The following is a 17,774-nucleotide window of genomic DNA, read 5'->3' on the forward strand; positions in this document are numbered from 1 at the left end:
CTATTACAAATTGTAACAAACCTAGCCGAAAATGGTAGATAATTATGAAAATAGCAAGTCATCATAAGTATAAATGCTCTTACTGATTGGCAATTGTGTCTTTTTAGGCGACAATGTCACTAAAATACATCAAGAAACCTTCACACAATGTCTTTGAAATACGCCTATTATTACACCCTCTTTTTTGTTGTTTGTTCTGTATTCACTTCAACTTTATCTATCGCGAATGATTCTCTAACCGATATTCTAAACGCAATAAATAAATTAGAAAGAAAGTCTGAGCCTAAGTGTTATGCAACAGCTTCTAGGTTAGAAGATTTTATGTTTGGCACTCCGTTAGATGATAACGCTCGTTTTACTAAAAATATCCTGCAAAAGCAGTTCATCGAACGTATTTGGCAAGGCTCATCTTTGTTAGCCACAAATGAACAAGAAGATGTGATTTTATCAAGCCATATCGATAAAGTTATTTCTGAATTTTTTAACAGTAAAGAAGAATCATCAGGACACTGGCTGCTTACCTTTAAAGAAGGTGAAAGCTTAATAATTCATAAAGATGACAAAAGACAATATGCTAGTATCGCTTACTCTTTGCGCGCTATTTTAGCTGTACAGCAAAATAATTTACTTGATTTTAATTCGACTCTTTTGCCCTTAAGTGAACTAGCGATTGAACGTTTAAAAGATGGTTTAGATTTTTTCACTCTAGCAGCGCTAAAAGTTGCTGATAACAAAGCTAAACTTGACAATGAAAGCATGATTTCAGTAGATAATATCGCATTAGTTTGGCAAACGTTAAGTGGTGTTGGTAGTCAGGAACAAAAAACACAGAAACAAAAAAACAACAAACACCAATATGAAAAAATAGAGCCTACCCTAGTTCAGCAAATGGCTGACAAGAAGCTTTCAGCTTATGCACAGTACAATAAGGTTAACAATCAATTATTCTTAAGAAACCTACAAGTTTATTTTGCTCGGGTTAGCTGGCCACAAAATAAGGCTGAGTCAACACAAATCATTAATACGTTTTCTGACTTGATGTCAGTGTTTTCAGGTGAACTTTATAAAGGTGCTCAGCAATTAGCTATGAGTAAAAATTTACGGGTTATTTCTGAGAAGTCTGTATATAGTTTTGCTAAAAAGGCGATCCCACACCGTGTTAATGAATATGAAGATGTATTATTTTTTCCAAACCTACTGAAAGACGAACAGATATATTTAGAGTCATATGATATGGATGCATTTAGGGATGCAGGCGTTCATTGGCAATATTTAACTCAGGCTATTTTATCCCCTAATTTTGATGTCTACATTGAACCAGACCCTTTTGCCGCGGAGCTTATTGTAGAAAACATTGCACAGTATGGCGTTTTACTGCTTAGAGTCGCAGGATATCAAGCGATAGCATTAGGTGATGACAGACTTAAGGAAGAACACTTGATGCTAGCGACCAAGTTAATTAAGGAAAGAGTGGTTAAGCATAGCAAGTATAAAGCTGAAAGTACGAAAGAAAGCCTTATTTTATCATCTGGGAGTACAGCTGTTATTCAAAACTCTACAGAAAAGGCTAGTTTTGTCGATAGCACTTCTGCTTCAGGGGTTGATTTTGAACATAAGTCATCAGATTGGTTGAATCGTCAATTAAGGTCTTTTATTAAAAAAGATGCAGCTACTGGCATTATAACTATTCCACCAGCATTTGGAGGTTCTGGTGTCGGAGTTGAAGACATTAATAATGATGGCTATTTAGATATATTGTTGCTTGGTGGTCGAGGTAATAAACTTTTTATTAATAACCAAGATGGTAAGTTTTTTGATAAAACAGCTCAGTATAATTTGCAGTGGAATAGAGCTGAAGATGGTCACCCTGGTGAAGTAAGACAACCTTTGATTGCTGATATAAATAATGACGGTTGGCAAGACATCATTATTACTTATGTCAATGATACTCATAGAGTATATAAAAATATTGACGGTATTAAATTTAAAGATGTAACGGTTATTTCAAAGTTAGGTGGTGAAGGTAAAGTTGGTGGGCCAGCGACACTTTTTGATTATGATAATGATGGTGATCTTGATTTATACATCACCTATTTTGGTAATTATTTACGTGGAGATTTACCAACGTTAAAAAGACGAAACAGCAACGGAGGCGCTAATCAATTATTTGAAAATAAAGGCGGTTTTATTTTTAAAAATGTCACGGCTAACTCTGGCTTAGATAATACTGGCTGGACGCAAGCAGTGGCACATACCGATATAAACAATGATGGACTACAAGATATCATCGTAGGAAATGATTTTGGCGTAAATGGTTATTACATTAATAATAAAAATGGACAATTTACTGAAATATCTTATCAGCTATCGACAGATAAGCCGTCTTATACCATGGGTATAGGGATAAGTGATTTAAACGCAGATTTAATGCCCGATTTTTATATATCTAACATTGTCACAATGAATAAGGATGAAACTTATATATTGCCTAACGAGGATACTAAACAAAAATTTAACGCAGAGAAGCTAGCATTTATGAAAGTCATTGAAGCTAATGATTTATTCTTATCGTCTATTAAAGACAATAAGCAAATATATGAAGTGAGTCATAATGTAGAGCGTGGTTATTCTTCAACGGGATGGTCGTGGGATGCAGATTTCTTTGATTACGATTTAGATGGTGATGATGATTTATATGTTTTAAACGGAATGAATGAATTTAATCTATACAGTAGTAAAAATCCTTACTATCGCGATAGCAATGACCAAATTAAGCAGGCTTACATGCCCGTTAGTGCCAAAGAAGAAAATGTATTTTTTGAAAACTCATCGGGTAAATTAAATAATGTTAGTAAAGGTAGTGGTTTAGCACTGCTAAGTAACTCGAGAAGTGCTAGCTATTTTGATAAAGACAATGATGGTGATTTAGATATTGTCATTAATAATTACCACGAAAGTGCTGTTTTATTTGAAAATCAGATTGCATCAAAAAACAGTAAATGGCTTAAAGTAAAACTAATTGGCGACCCTGAGAAAAGTGTCTCTTTAGATGCTATTGGCGCTAAGGTGATTGTTAGTTTACCTGATGGAAAAAAAATATGGCGTGAAGTAAGAAGTACTGATGGCTATTTGTCTGTACATCCCAAAGAACAGCATTTTGGCTTAGGTACAGCAACCTCAGTTGATTTAGAGGTTTATTGGCCAAATGGCAAAACTCAAGTGATTACTCAGGTATCTGCTAATCAAAAAGTAGAGATACGTTTATAGTTTAACAACGTTAAACATAAATGAGCGGTTTAATTGGTGCGCCTGTCAGGTTGTTTAGATAGATGTTTAGGTAGTTGTTTAGTATGCGTTTTAGCTTTTTTGTTCTCGTTTTTTTATCATCTCAGCTGTTTGCTGATGAATATCGATATCACTTACCGGTAAAGGGAAGTGTTGAACAAAAAGAGTTTGCCAAGTGGCAATTAGAATTAACCAAAAAATCAGCAATAATTGATGAATTGTTAAAAGATGCTAAGTTATCAACGCAGTCTACAAGATATTTGAATCGTTTAATATTTCAGGCCTCACCTTATTTATTGAGGCACGCAGTTAATCCTGTTAATTGGTTCGCTTGGCAAGAGCAGGCGTTATTAAAGGCTGCAAAAACAAATAAACTCATTTTTCTGTCGATAGGTTATTCTACTTGTCACTGGTGTCATGTCATGGAAAAGGAGAGTTTTGCCAATATAACTATTGCAGAAGTACTTAATGAAGCATTTATATCTATCAAAGTTGATCGAGAGTTAACCCCCGATATTGATCAATACTTCACCGAAGCTATAGAAATGGCAACGGGTAGTGCAGGTTGGCCAATTAACGCCATTTTGACACCAGCAGGTGATGTTATCTGGATTAATTCGTATTTAACCCCTGCTAACCTTTCAAAAACACTAAAAAGATTAGCTACTGTATGGCAAGCTAACCCTAAAGCAATTAATCAAGTAGCTAAAAACTTTACCAGTCAGTTAACCCCGCAAAAACGAATGTTAGATTTGGACTGGAGCATTGAAAAATCATTAGTTTTTGCACAGGAATTAAGCAGTCATTTAGACAATGACAACGGTGGGCTAAAAGGAGAAAGAAAGTTCCCTGATGCTGCGGCGCTTCAATTTTTACTCTATCAATATCAACTAAGTCCTTCTGTAAAACTTAAATCACAAATCGAATTTTTTTTAAATCAATTAGCTAAAGGTGGCTTAAGAGATCACTTACATGGCGGTTTTTATCGTTATGTTATCGACTCTACATGGCAGCAGCCTCATTTCGAAAAAATGTTATATAACCAAGCTTTACTAATTTCTGTGTTTAGTAAGGCCTATGAAATATTTGAAAATGAAAGTTATTTGCTGGTTGTAATAGATACTATTAACTTTGTTAACTCATGGTTTAAAGCAAATGATGGACTATTTTATAGCGCCATTGATGCTGATTATCAGGGGAAGGAAGGAAGATACTACTTATTTACTAAACAAGAGTTAATGGCAATTGAGCCTAGCCATAGAAGTAAATTTAAATGGTGTCAATATAATGTAACAGAGTTGCGCTTTCCTTGCTTATTACTCGACCAGTCAGATTTAACAGAAGCAAAGTTGTCACTATTGACCAATAAATATTCTATTAAGAAACCGCACATAGATAAAAAACATATTACCGCATGGAATGCCTTAATGGTGTCTGCTTTTCTGGACGCTTACAAAGCGTCAAATAACAAAGTATATTTAGCACAAGCAGAAGATCTCGCTTTAGCTATTTTAAAACAGAATCAGCAAAGTACGGGTGAGTTAATTCGATCAAGTTATTTAAACAACAGTGCTAATTCGGCAGTATTGACTGATTATGCTTATTTGGGGGAAGCATTATTTGAGCTTTATCAAGAGACTCGACAATCAAAATGGTATCAACTTTCCATCAAACTTTATAAACAGGGAAGTAAAAGTTTTGGAAAAAACTATAAAGATTTCAATTTATCTAACCACAATTTACTAAATGATGGTGAATTGATTTCAGGTCATACAGTATTAGCTTCATTAGGTCAAAAACTAAGGACATACGGAAAGCAATTAAATGGTGAACCACAACAGCAAATGGCGCAATTAAAGCAAGCATCGGCGAATAGCTCAGGCAGTTACTTTAGTACACATGAACTCTTTTTAAAAAATGAATATGGTGTTTTCAATAGTAAACAGTACTTTGCTCGAGGAATGGGTGAAGTAAGGATGCAAAAGGAAGGTAATACGGTAAATTTATTACTCAACTTAGAAGATGGTTGGCATATTAATTCAAACTCCCCTTTAGATAAGTATTTAATACCAACAGAGTTGACCGTAGGAGAAGGCTTGTATGTAAAAGTTAACTACCCTAGAGAAAAAGTCAAAAGCCTAGGGTTTAGTCAGTCTTTACTAAGCTTGTTTGAAGGACAATTTACTATTAATTTAGAATTGCCTCGTGATAATGCATTACCAGAAAAAGTTAAGCTGAGAGTGCAAGCGTGTAATGACAAATTATGCTTACTACCTGAAACTCTGAGCTTTATGGTTCCTACAGATGATACAAATAGCTAACATCGAGTATTGAACGTTTATTATTTTATTTAAATGAAAACTCGTTGAATAAATTTGCAACTTGCTCTTTGAATTTTACTCTGTTTTCTTTCGGTGTTTGGCCTTGAATGAGCAGGAATTTACCTTTTTGATAAGACAACACTTGATATACAAAGGTTGCTTTGTCATTGAGTGTGACATAGGAAGTCGATGCTAATGCAGGGATCTTATCAATTTTTATCATTTCAGACGTTAATATTTCTACATTCTTGTAATGTTGACCATTTTTTAAAAAGTGATCGGAAAGCTGCTTAATGTCTTCAATTTCTTGCTTTAATTTGCCATGGCTTACCACAACCGTTGTTTTACTTTCTACTTCATCTAAAGAGAGTAAAACAATAGAGTTTGCATAACGCTGTTTAATGATAAAATTAGGTGTACTCGTAAATCTAAAAGGCAAACCTGAGTAAATTCGCTGGCTTTTTTCTGTAACAACACTAAGAGACAATAAACTCGATTTAATGGCTGTTTTATAATGTTGAGACGAACCTTCAGGGTAACTTGCTTCAACTTGAATACTAGAAAGGTTATCACCAGCAACTAACCACAATTTTTCAAAATATACTCCTGCAATGTTTTGTCTCATTGTTATTAACGTGCATAAGGCGCCACTCACATTTATTTGTTCGAGATCAATTAACTGTAATTGATTTTTGAGTAAGTTTTCTTTGGTTAGGTTTGAAATATAGGCTTTATACGGTAATTCTTTTTCTGTAATTTTAATTCTTGAAAAGCTCTCAGGTTGAACAAACCCATAATGCTCAGGTGTTAATTTAAATCCTTGTGGAGGAGTTAAGGCGACTTCTAAGCCATTACTTACTTGAAAAATTTGTGGATTTGGCTCTTCATGTTTAAGAGGTTGAGTGCTACTACAAGCAGATAGAGTTAACAAAACGCACAAGGATATAAGAACTTTTTTTGAATAGAACATGCAATTCTCAGTTGAATTTCGCACCAAACGTTGATGTGGTTTCGTGTAAGAGGCGAATTTAAGTTTATTGATATTTATGAAGCGATAGGTTAACAAAATATTACAATTGCGTATAATGGTAATTATATAAAACTTATAAAAGAATAATAATTCATTATGATAAACCTTAAAAGCATAACCTCTTGCTATAGAGGGGCTATTATGGCGTCTTTTGCTCGTTTTGTTGCAGTGATGTTTGCTTGCTGCTTCAGTTTGTCAGCTAATGCCGCACCGCCATCTTTTTCTGCTACCTTTTCACCTGATAAAATTGGCGTTGGCAATGAAACGACTTTAATTTTTAGTATTATTAATAATGATTCAACTGGTATTAGAGATATTGCTTTTACTAATACTTTGCCTGCGGGAGTAATATTAGCTAACCCTGTAAACTTGGTTTCATCCTGTTCTAATGCCACTGTTGATGCAGTTGAAGGTGATGATGAAATAATATTCTCTGGAGCGTCGTTAACAGCAAATAGCCATTGTGCATTGTCTGTTTCAGTAACAAGTAATGTCGTTGGCACACACACTAACACTACAAGCGACTTAACTTCAGATCAGGGAAATAGTGGCTCTGCCACTGATGACTTGGTCGTCGATGCCGAATACCTAATGTTTGATATGTCTACATCGCCTAGTAGTATTGTACAAGGTGAAGTCTCAACATTAACTATTGATATAAATAATCCAAGTGCATCAGCTGCATCTTCTATTAGAAGTACGATTAATTTACCTAACGGTTTACAAGTTGCAGATGTAAGTAACTTAACGACTAATTGTAATGATACCCTTGGCACGACCGTAGCTGCAGAAACGACTATCGTGTTAAACGACGCTTACTTATTAGCAGGCGCTGGCTGTCAAATTACGGTTGATATTATGAGTACGGGAGCAATAGGCGAGTTAACTATTTCTTCTTCTATTGCGGGCTCAACTGGCTTTGTATTTGTTTCAAATTATGGTGTTGCTAGTACTAGTGTTGATGTAAGTCGAGCATTTGCTACTATGTCGTTTTCTCCAAACCCTGTTACCCCTGACTCCACAGCAACACTTAGTATTACACTTACCAATTATGAACGCTCATTTGATGCGACCAATGTAAGCTTTTCTAATGATCTCGATGCAACCTTAGCTGGTTTAGTCGCCACGGGTTTACCACTAACTAATGTATGTGGAACAGGTTCTGTATTAGCCGGTACAAGTACAATTACTCTTTCAGGAGGTACTATAAATGCAGGAAGCTCCTGTACTATCGAGGTACCAATATCAGTGCCATTAAGTGCTCCATTTGGAACCTATTTGAATACAACCAGTACTTTCACATATGATTTAAACGGCAGTACTGTGGCAAAAAATCCTGCTACTGGCTCTATAACCGTCACCAACGGTCCACAGCTGGCAATGGAGTTTCAGCAAGAGACATATGCTGCAGGAGAAGAGGTTTTTGTCGATTTTACCTTGACTAATATTGATACAGTTAATGCCGCGAGCAATATTTCATTTACTGCTAATGCAACAGAGTTTACTGCTGTAGAACTTGGCAATATAACTACTTTACCCGCTAATAATAGTTGTGGTGCTGGCTCTATTTTTGCAAGTAATTATGATGGAACTAATGAGTTGTTTACTGCAACAGATCTTGCCCTTGCTGTTGCGGGTCAATGTACGTTTAGTGTAGGAATAACATTACCAGCAGCATCTTCTTCTGGCGTTAAACTATTATCGACTTCTAATGTAAACTCAACGATAAGTGGCTCTTCTATTGTTACTGGCGGGGCCTCAGACACTATTTCTGTTGTTTCTGCACCCCAACTGACTATGTCTCTTGCCGATTTTTCATTAAAATCTGATGACTCAGCAGTGATTACTTTTAACCTATCTAATAATGATACGGTAAACAGCGCGACGGATATTAATTTCACTTTAGATTTAGATGGTGCACTTACTGGACTGTCTGCAACATTGTTACCTGTAGGTGATATTTGTGGGGCAGGTTCAACAATATCAGGAACAGGTTTTTTAAGTTTTGCATCGGGAAGCTTAGGCGCTAACTCAAGCTGTAATTTTGATGTAACGGTAACCTTACCAAGTAACTCTCCTTCAGGTTCTGTAACGCTAACTTCAAGTGTAATAAATGCTATAGTCGCTTCTAAAGCAACCACAAACATTGCTGCAAGTTCATCTTTTGAGGTTTCGACTCTAACTAGTTCAATGGTCTTCGTTGAAGATAACTCTGATGGCGATACTCTTGTTTTAGCCGGTGATACGGTTGATTTAACCTTTACTTTAACGAATACCGACCCCGTTCATAATATCAGCAACTTATTTTTTACGTTGAATTTATCTCAGGTTGTTTCTGGGCTATCAGTGAATACTTTGCCAGCAGATAATAGCTGTGGGACAGGTTCTTCAATGACGGGCACAAGCTTTTTAATATTGACAGGAGCAGGTATTGACGCAGGTTCGAGTTGTCAATTTACGGTAACGTTGGATGTAGGAGTCGGCGTTGAAGTAGGCACATATAACGCGCTATCTAGTACTATTACCTTTGATCAAAACTCTGCGACTATTACGAGTGAAGTAATGAATGCAAGTTTGACCGTCTCAATTGATGAAGATATTTTGTCAACCATATCATCGAGTGTAGCCCCTTTGACAAGTATTTCACCTATTCCATTTCAAATAGCTTTTTCAGAAGAGATTGAAGGGCTTGAAGTTTCAGATTTTTCTGTTGTAAATGGCACGGCGAATAATTTAGTCAAAGTTTCAGATAAGCTATTTACTTTTGACATTGTCTCTCCTACTGATGGTGCTACAACAACAGTGCAATTGTTAGCTGGAAACGTTAATGAATTAGGCGTGGGTACTCAGCAAAACATAGATTCTAATCTAGTTTCGGTGGAGTTTGATACAGCGGCATTACCTAGTGCAATAGTCAATGTACCTGCAAACACTAAGGTTAACTCTGGCCCTGCTACAGCAACTGTTACTTATATTAATGCGACAGAGCACTTTTTAACCAGTGATAAAGTTAATTTATATTTTACAGGAACTGCTAGCACACTAAACTTTGTTGATAACGAAACATCAAACTCAGATATTGTTGTGATTAATGGTGATACAGCAAACCCGACCATAACAATTTCCAACTTAACTGGTGATGGTGATCTCACTTTAGGAATTGATGCAGCAACAGCTAGAAACGCTCAAGGGCCGGTAGATCCAATTGCCAATAGCTCGGAAGCATTTAGTGTAGATAATACCGCTCCAACAGTGTCTATCTCAAGTGCAGCATCTAATCCTATTAATTCTTCATTTAATGTGCTCATTAACTTTACTGATACCTTAATTAATTCAATAGATACTGGAATAGTAGGTTTTGCTGTTGAGGATATCTCTTTAACAAATGCTACATTATCGAACTTTTCGGGAAGTAACGGTAGCTATAGTGCGACAGTCAACCCTATTAGTGACGGCGTTGTCGCTCTTGATATCAATGCAGGCATTGCTCAAGATGCACATGGTAATAATAATTTAGCAGCGACTAAATATGCGATAAGTTATGATACAAGCAAGCCTACTGTTTCGGTTTCTGCATCAGCGGCTGTTTATAATTCACCTTTTACAGCAAGTATTAACTTTAGTGACGATATGACTGGATTTGATCTAGTTGATCTAAATGCTGTTAATGCTAGTTTAAGCGCTTTTAGCGCCATTAGCGCTAGTGAGTACTCAGTGCTTGTAACACCTAGTGCAAACGGCAATATTAGTTTATCGATTGCAGAAAATGTAGCTCAAAATGCGATAGGAAACTTGAATCAGGCTTCAAATGTGTTATCGGTCTCGTATGATATTATTTCACCTGCTGCTGTGATTGCTTCATCACAGAGTGAAGTCAACGGTGCCTTTTCGGCAACCATTGATTTTACTGAAAGTGTAACCGGGTTTGATATTAATGATCTTACGGTAAGTAATGCGACGTTAAGTGCATTTACTTCGATATCGGCACAAGAGTATAGCGTTATAGTGACGCCGCAAGCTGCAGGTTCTGTAACCTTAGTAATTAATGCTAACGTAGCAACAGACATAGTAGGTAACGCTAACCTTACATCAAATACTTTATCAGTGACTTATGATAATAGTGCTCCAGGTGTTGTCATTTCTTCGTCGCAAAGTGAAGTCAACGGTGCCTTTTTGGCAACCATTGATTTTACTGAAAGTGTAACAGGGTTTGATATTAATGACCTTACGGTAACTAATGCTACGTTAACTACATTTACTTCAGTAACGGCGCAACAGTATACCGTATTGGTGACTCCTCAATCTTCTGGTAGTGCTAGCGTGTCAATTAATGCCGATGTTGCAATAGACGCTGTAGGTAACTTTAACCTTGCATCAAACGTCTTATCCGTGTCATATGATAATACTTCCCCCGAAGTAGTTATCTCTTCAGCAGAAAGTGCCGTTAATGGTGCTTTTTCTGCAACCATAGAATTTACTGAGGACGTCACAGGATTTGATGTTAATGACTTTATGGTAACTAATGCTGCGTTAAGTAAATTTACTTCAGTAACGGCGCAGCATTATACCGTATTGGTAACACCTCAAGCCTCTGGTAATGTTAGCTTGTCTATAAACGCCAATGTTGCATTAGATAAAGTAGGTAATTTAAATCTTGCATCAAATACTTTATCAGTGACTTACAATACTGATAAGCCAACGTTAGAGATCACATCGCCTGGTGCTAATGTGAATGCTGCATTTGTGGCAACCTTTACATTTAGTGAGCAGGTAACAGGGTTCGATGTCTCCGACGTTAACGCAACAAATGCAAGCTTAAGTCAGTTTGATGCCATTAGTGCTATAGAATACACTGTACTTGTAACCCCTATTGCTAGTGGTGAAGTGACCTTAGTTGTTTATGCTGGTGCCGCGCAAAATATGTTAGGTAACTTATCTCAAGCCTCTAATACGTTAACATTAACATATGATGCTTCAGCTCCAATTATTATTTCAACTACACCAATAGATAACGATAGTACTGTTGCTAATAATGTAGCGATTAGTTTTAATTTTAATAAAACTATTGAAGCTGTTTCGGGAAGTGAAAAACGTATTGAAGTACTTCATTCAAATACCTCAACAGTTGTAGCATCCTATGCCGCTTCAAGTGAAAATGTTTTAGTGCAAGGAAATACGGTTTCTCTAATAGATGAGTTACTATTAACTGCAGGTGAAAGTTATTACGTACTTATAGATTCAGGCGCTTTTGCAGACGAGTTAGGTAATTTATTTGCCGGCATTCAAAATGAGACTGAATTTAATTTTACGCTAGCTAATAGTGCTCCAATTGCTATGAATGATGATGTTGAAATGGATGAGGACACATCTATTAATATCGACGTTTTAGTTAATGATATTGATGAAGATGATAATTTAGACTCGTCAAGTATTACTATTGTTTCATTTCCTGAAAACGGTGTCGCTTCGATTGCTGATGGCAAAATAACTTATAAACCAACAAATGACTTTTTTGGTGTAGATAGCTTTAGCTATACAGTAAATGATGCATTAGGTATTAAATCAAATGAAGCAACAGTATCGCTTGTCATTTCTAATGTAAATGATCTGCCTGTGCTAACTAGTGAGACTAATTTAACTGTATTGCCTTTAGAGGTGTTCAGGTATCAATTAGTAGCAACAGATGTAGACCGTGATGCTGTTTCTTTTGACATAGTCAATTTACCCACCTGGATTAGTTTTGATGGAATAGACACTATAGAAGGTACTGCAACAAGCGAAGATATAGGTAAAGAGTTTACTTTATTAGTCACTATTACTGATGAAGTTGAAAAAGCTGTAGAATATGAATTGACTATTGCTGTTGGTACCTTAGATGAAACTCTATTAAAGTTAACTCAAACATCTACGGCCAATCTAGTGTTGGTTGGCGAAGAGGTAGAGTTTACTTATTCAATTGAAAATCAGGGACCTGATTTCGCTATACTGGATTCAGTCGCTATAGAGATCGATGGGACAAGTCACATTAGTGACACACCAGAGTCCTGTGTTCTTAATTCTGGAAATGATATTACTCGCTTAACTTGTTTTGAATCAGAACAGTTAGCTGCAGGTGACTCTCTTTCTATAGCTCTCAGCTTAACGCCAACTGATTTTGGTACAGGAGAAATAACGAGTAAAACAACAGTAAGTCAAATAACTACAGACACAATTATAACGGACAAAAAAGTTGTTGTTGTTGCACAAAGTATTAACGACAATGAAGGGCAATTGTTCTCACTAGGCTTTAAGGCTTCAGATCATGCGCTTGGTGACCTTGATAATGATGGACTAACAGATATTATTCTGGTTTCTTCAACGGAAGAAGATGCTCATCAAGTTCTGCTTAATAAAGGTGCCGGTCAATTTGAGCTTTCTCAATCGTTTGGAAATGGCCTTATTACTCAGGCATTAGCATTAAACGATATTAACAATGATGGCTTTTTAGATGTTGTTGCTGCTCACTCGCAAGAATTTGCTAGCGGATATTATTTAAATAATGGTTTTGGTCGTTATGATGAATTCATAGAGTTAGGTGTGTTTAATGCTTCAGGTGTTGTTACAGGCGATTTTAACTCTGATGGACTTGCTGATATTGTGTATAGTTTGATTGGAGGTTCTGGTAAAGAAATACTTCTTCAGCCTTTTACTCAGTTAGTTCCACTGCATAAAGTGAGTCAAACAAATGATATCAGTAATAGCAGTAATCAAAATAGCAATATTTTAATTGAGGATGTTCATTCTGTTGCTGTAGCATCAGGAGACTTTGATGGCGATGGTACTTTAGATTTAGCGTTTGCCGTTCAAGATGGTGCGTTAGAGCTTATGCTTAATGATGGTGCCGGCACCTTTACTAGGACGTATTTTAGTCAAGCTTGGAGTATATCGGCAATTGAAGTAGCAGATATTAATGCCGATGGCCTTGATGATATGCTTATTGTTAACACCGAAGGCACAAGTATTATTTTAGGTGGCTTCATAGAGCTTGAGCCCATTAAAATTTCTAATATTGTTGCTGATGATATTGCTGTAGCTGACATTGATAACGATGATGTTGTAGATATTTACTTGATCAATGAGTATGACTCTATCGTTAGTTATCGTTATTCTGACGGGGTGAAAAGTCGTAATAATGGAGTTATCGCGATAAACAGTAATAATTCTCTAAGTTTTGCTGATTTGGATAGTGATGGTGATTTAGACATTATTTTAACGAGCGATAGTGCTATCGGAAATAATGAAATAAGATTTAATCAAGGTAATGGTTTGTTTGGAGAGCAAACGGTAGATATTGAAATTGATATGTCTGCTCCTGAGCAAGTAACTGTCGACGATAGTTATCAAGTGTCCTTAACGCTTGCTAATATTGGTCTTGGAAATGCAGAACAAGTGCAACTCGAATATAGTCTTTCTAACGGTGAAGTTTTAGAAGTAGTAGATAATGTGTTAGGGTGTGAGGTGTTAATAAGTAGTGTTGCTTGTAGCGTGCCTACTATTGATGCTGGAGAAGTATTAACAATCGATTTATCAATTCATGCGACTACTTTGGGAGAAGACGAGCATAATGTAGTCGTTTCTGTTGTAAGTTTTGATGATAATCAGAATAATAACCATAGTGTAGCGTTAACTGTTGTTAATGACAAACCAGTAGTAACCCCCCCTAAGAAGAAGAGTGGTTCTATGTACATATTAATTATATTATTATTTATGATTGCATGGTCACGAAAGAAAACGATCTAAACTGCTTGAACTTCTTTAATAAAAGGCACTGATACAGTGCCTTTTTTGATTTTATGGGGACTTTTAAGTTATAGAGAAAATACCAACTTAGCATTTAGTTAAAGTTATTAAATATGTTAAGGAGACAATTGAAGAAAGAGGATGTTATTTAAGTTATGGAAAAAGTTCAGGTTACTTTTGCTATTCCTTATTATAAGAACGAAAGATTGTTAAAAAAAACAATTGAAAGTGTCTTTGCTCAAACTGTGGCAAATTGGCGGTTGGTTATTTCCCTTGATTCGCCACTTTCTGCTGATTTTTTACGCTACCTTTCTGAGGTTGATAACTCTCGTATTGAATTGACTAACAATGAGAGCAAAGGCATAAGCGGAAACTGGAATAATTGCATTGCCTCCTCAACCACTGAATATACAACAATATTGCATTCGGATGATGAATTAAATCAAGATTACCTATCTGTAATACTTAACCTAATAAAAGAAAAATCTGATTGTGCCCTTTATTTTACAGGAGCAGATATTATAGATATCAACTCTAACAAAAGGTTTTCTTTTGTTGACAGTGTAAAGGGGATTATTAGGCCAAATCATGGAAAGATTCAAGTGGCAGGCGATAAAGGCTTAGCTAGTTTATTGAAAGGTTGTTATATATTTTGCCCATCAATTTGTTATAAAACAGACATAATAAAAAAGTATCAATTTATGCCTCAATGGCAAATGGTACTTGATCTAGAGCTATACTCTCGGTTGTTGTTTAATGGTTATGCTTTTTATGGCTCTAATGAGAAAGCTTATCGATACAGAAGGCATGCCAATAATCAAACGGCTAAGTTAACAAAAGACTTTCAACGTTTTGATGAAGAGGTAAGGATCTATAGTGCCATCTCTAAACAGGCCAAAAAAGATAACTGGTCTATAACTGAAATGGTCGCTGAGAATAAAAGAATAATAAAACTACATCTGTTGTTTTTGTTCTGTAAATCAATGGCCCGTATGAGACTCAGAAGTGCCGTAACTATTATTAAATATTATTACCGTATCTTTTGGTAAATTATTATTAATATAACCTTGTGTGTCTTATTATAAATATATTAAAAGTAACTTTTGAATTGAGTTAATCATCTAGTAAGTTAATCCTCGAATTTAACAAGCAAACACCTTATAATTCATCAAATTTTTTAAGGTGTTTGTCTTTTGAGTGAAAGAGAAATTTGTATAGTAATGCCAGCAATGAATGAGGGAGCCACCATTTTTGATATGGTTTCATCTGTTGTAGCTTTAGGCTATCAAATAATTGTTGTAGATGATGCCAGCTCAGATAACACTGTTAAAGAAGCCAAGAGAGCCGGTGCAAAAGTGTTGTGCAATATTCAAAACTTAGGTGCTTGGAAGGCAACCCAAACAGGGCTTAGGTATGCTGAAAGCCTAGGTTTTCATATAGTTATTACTATGGATGCCGATGGACAACATGACCCTAAAAATATTCCGTTATTAGTAAGTCAATATGCAAAAGGTGCTGATGTGGTTATCGGGAATTGCACTGAGCGAGGAAGTCTTGGTAGACATGTTGCTTGGACGTTCTTTAAACGTTTAAACCGATTAAATGTTAGTGATATTACATCAGGGTTCAGACTATATAATGAGGTAGCATTAAGTTGCTTAAGTTCAAGGCAGGCCACTATGTTAGAATATCAGTGTATTGGTGTTTTAATTATGATGAGAAACTTGAAGTTAAATATTGTTGAAGCGTCAGTTCCTATGAACAAAAGAGAGAGTGGTATTTCACGAATATTTCATTCTTGGATGGCCGTTGGGTATTATTTGGCATATAGTAGCCTATTGTCATTTGCTAAAGCTTTCCCAACAAATAAAGATAAGTATAAAAATAGAGTAACAAGGTTTAAGAACATTGACTAATCCACAAATTGTTTCATCAGTTATAGCATTAACACTTGCTGTTATTATTTATTGGTTGGTCAGACGAGATCATTTAGCGCCTAGGCTAGCACTTCGCTGGGTATTCGTTGCTAGCATTGTTTTAATCTTAGGAACTTTTCCAGTTATTATTGATTGGATCGGTGTTGTGGTAGGTGTGGCGTATCCTCCTATAATCGCTGTTGTTGTGGGCTTAGGAGCACTGTTAATTAAAGTGCTTTTGCTTGATATTGAAAAAACCAAAGCAATGATAACGCAAGATAGAATAATTCAAAAATTGGCTATATTAGAGGCTGAACTCGAGTCATTTAAAAGCAAAGATGAAGAATCAAAAAAGCATTAGCTAAAAGCAATGTTGGTAAACCTACTAGAAAGTGGTCTTGTAAGTCATTTAACTTATATAGAGTTTTAAAAAAATACTTTATATATCAACCAATTGTTTGTCGTTTATATAGCTAGCAGATATTTCTTCCTTGTTATCTGTATTCAATGCTAAATAATCGTTTATCGCTTTTTGGTAACCTTTCATCACGTTAATGTATTGTTGTTGCTCTTCTTTTTTAATTATTATTTTAATTAGACTTGAAGCTTGTCTTGTTAAAGAAAAGCTTCCAGGAGATACGCTATTCTTGCCTGCAAGAGAGGCTTTTATATTATCTATATCAGAATTAAGAAAGCTTATGCCTGCAAAGGAGTATAGCGTTCTAAACTCCTGTTGGGGGTCTTTACAAACATCTTCGTATCTCACCACTTTTACCTGTGAATGATTATTCGAGTTCCTTAAGGTACTTTTTACAAAACCTTCAACCCAGCCTTGTAAGTAGCCCATTTGATAATCTAACCCTTGCTGTAAAATTTTAGGATTTTGACAAAGTATCTGTTCAAGGGTTTTAGGTGCAACTTTTCTAGATAGTACATCTTTAGGCTTCCACTTTAATGCTTGGTAACTTTTAAATATCGAAAAGGGGTGTCTTATTAAGTAAATAAGTACTGCAGGTATTGTTTGGTAATAAGGTATCAATAATGGGTTAACTTCTTTAATGACTAATTTTTTGTCATTTTCAGGCGAGAGCCATTGTTTGGGAAATGGTATAACTCCACTAGTAAAGTTTGGTTTACTGCTAAAAGCCATATCAAGGTAAGATTTATATATGCTCCAATCTTCGCAACTTAATTGATCAAATACCGATATCCTATTAGGTTTACTTAAAGTATAACTTGTTGTTGCAGGCTCTCGTAAGTATCGCACATTGTTACTTTGTCCCAAAATAGAGCCTATCCAGCTAGAACCACTTCGCGGCATAGATAGCAGTAATACAGGTGTAGAAGTTGAAGTAAATGAATGGTTTTTTAGAAAAAGCAATTTAGGAGATTGGATGTAAAGCTTTAACTTAAAAATATGCTTCTTCAAACTGAATGGAAGTA

At 35.7% G+C, this 17,774-nt stretch carries 8 protein-coding genes; 6 read left to right on the forward strand and 2 right to left on the reverse strand.

The features are described from left to right. The first annotated feature begins 147 nt into the window (after window positions 1–147). Together D1094_RS16590 and D1094_RS16595 are read left to right on the forward strand one after the other, a co-directional pair. Window positions 148–3,267 carry a CRTAC1 family protein gene (locus tag D1094_RS16590; RefSeq protein WP_118961232.1) on the forward strand — a complete coding sequence of 1,040 codons (3,120 nt, stop codon included), beginning with the start codon at window positions 148–150 and terminating at the stop codon, window positions 3,265–3,267. A gap of 83 nt (window positions 3,268–3,350) precedes the next feature. Beyond that, window positions 3,351–5,606, forward strand: coding sequence for a DUF255 domain-containing protein (locus D1094_RS16595; protein ID WP_118961233.1), 2,256 nt, complete (start codon window positions 3,351–3,353; stop codon window positions 5,604–5,606). 25 nt (window positions 5,607–5,631) lie between these two features. Here D1094_RS16595 and D1094_RS16600 read toward each other — a convergent pair whose 3' ends face one another. Continuing rightward, window positions 5,632–6,576, reverse strand: a complete 945-nt coding sequence (locus D1094_RS16600) for a hypothetical protein (RefSeq protein ID WP_147361093.1) — start codon at window positions 6,574–6,576, stop codon at window positions 5,632–5,634. 201 nt (window positions 6,577–6,777) lie between these two features. Between D1094_RS16600 and D1094_RS16605 the strand changes: the two genes are divergently transcribed. The 4 genes from D1094_RS16605 to D1094_RS16620 all read left to right on the forward strand — a co-directional run bounded on the left by D1094_RS16605 (window position 6,778) and on the right by D1094_RS16620 (window position 16,692). Next, on the forward strand, window positions 6,778–14,415 hold the full coding sequence (locus D1094_RS16605) for an Ig-like domain-containing protein (RefSeq protein WP_182440225.1): 7,638 nt from the start codon (window positions 6,778–6,780) through the stop codon (window positions 14,413–14,415). 155 nt (window positions 14,416–14,570) lie between these two features. Further along, a complete protein-coding gene (locus D1094_RS16610; RefSeq protein WP_118961236.1) occupies window positions 14,571–15,464 on the forward strand; it encodes a glycosyltransferase in 894 nt (297 codons plus the stop codon). 144 nt (window positions 15,465–15,608) lie between these two features. After that, window positions 15,609–16,331, forward strand: coding sequence for a glycosyltransferase family 2 protein (locus D1094_RS16615; RefSeq protein ID WP_220452565.1), 723 nt, complete (start codon window positions 15,609–15,611; stop codon window positions 16,329–16,331). Further along, complete coding sequence (locus tag D1094_RS16620; protein ID WP_118961238.1) at window positions 16,324–16,692, forward strand: DUF2304 domain-containing protein; 369 nt, start codon at window positions 16,324–16,326, stop codon at window positions 16,690–16,692. The genes D1094_RS16615 and D1094_RS16620 overlap by 8 nt, the downstream gene beginning before the upstream one ends. A gap of 78 nt (window positions 16,693–16,770) precedes the next feature. On the opposite strand, the gene D1094_RS16625 is transcribed toward D1094_RS16620, so the two are convergent. Beyond that, window positions 16,771–17,760: a sulfotransferase domain-containing protein gene (locus D1094_RS16625; RefSeq protein ID WP_182440226.1), complete on the reverse strand. Its 990-nt coding sequence runs from the start codon at window positions 17,758–17,760 to the stop codon at window positions 16,771–16,773. Window positions 17,761–17,774 lie beyond the last annotated feature (14 nt).

This window comes from Colwellia sp. RSH04 (genome assembly GCF_003545765.1).
Taxonomy (GTDB): domain Bacteria; phylum Pseudomonadota; class Gammaproteobacteria; order Enterobacterales; family Alteromonadaceae; genus Colwellia.